General features: G+C 74.6%; 1 protein-coding gene. It reads left to right on the top strand.

The window, feature by feature from the left end; genetic code table 11:
• A partial coding sequence (locus tag HW577_RS25535; RefSeq protein ID WP_332837820.1) for a transglycosylase domain-containing protein occupies nt 1-1,018 on the top strand: 1,018 nt, incomplete at both ends.

The raw sequence follows: 1,018 nt of genomic DNA on the forward strand, positions 1-1,018 counted from the left end.
CGCGCCCCCTCCGCCGCCCCTGCACGACCCGCACCCCCCGCCCCCGCGCGACGCCGCCAGGCGCCGCGCCTGCTGCGCTGGGCCGTCTCCCTGCTCGTCTGGGGCATGGTGGCGGGCTTCGCCGCGCTGCTCTGGTTCGCCTGGGACCTGCCGCGGCCGGAGGAAGCACTCGGGGCGACGCGGCGCCCTTCGGTCACGCTCACCGCCGCGGACGGGTCGCTGCTCGCGACCAGCGGCGACCTTTATGGGGAGACGCTGCGCCTGGCCGACTTGCCGGCGCATGTGCCGGCCGCCTTCATCGCCATCGAGGACCGCCGGTTCAGGGATCATGGCGGGCTCGACGTGATCGGCGTGGCTCGCGCGCTGGTGGCAAATGTCACGGCTGGCCGCGTGGTGCAGGGCGGCAGCACGCTTACGCAGCAGCTTGCGAAGAACCTGTTCCTGACGCCCGAGCGCAGCCTGCGGCGCAAGGTGCAGGAAGCGCTGCTCGCGCTTTGGCTCGAACACCGCTTCAGCAAGGACGAGTTGCTGACCATCTACCTCAACCGCGTCTATCTCGGCGCCGGGACCTTCGGCGTGGATGCGGCGGCGCGGCTGTATTTCGGCGTCTCGGCGCGGCGGCTCACGCCCGGCCAGGCGGCGGTCATCGCCGGCCTGCCCAAGGCGCCGTCCCGGCTCAATCCGCGCGTCAATCCATCGGCCGCCGTCGCGCGCGCGACCGAGGTGCTGGAAGCGATGGTGGAAACCGGCGCGCTCAGCCCCGCTGCTGCGATGCAGGAAGCCGAGCGCCTGCGCTTCCCGCCCGCGCCGTCGCGCGACGCCGGCTGGTTTGCCGACTGGGTGCGGGATGCGGTGGCCGATCGCGCCCCGCGCGATGCCGACCTGCTGCTGCGCACGACACTCGATGCGCAGCTGCAGGCGGCGGTGGAAGCGCGCCTCGAGGCGCTGCTCGCCGGGCCCGGCCGCGCGGCGGGGGCGCGGCAGGGCGCGGTGGTGGCACTGGCGGCTGGGGGTCGGC

Origin of the sequence: Neoroseomonas rubea, from assembly GCF_016106015.1 — a bacterium.
Lineage (GTDB): Bacteria > Pseudomonadota > Alphaproteobacteria > Acetobacterales > Acetobacteraceae > Neoroseomonas > Neoroseomonas rubea.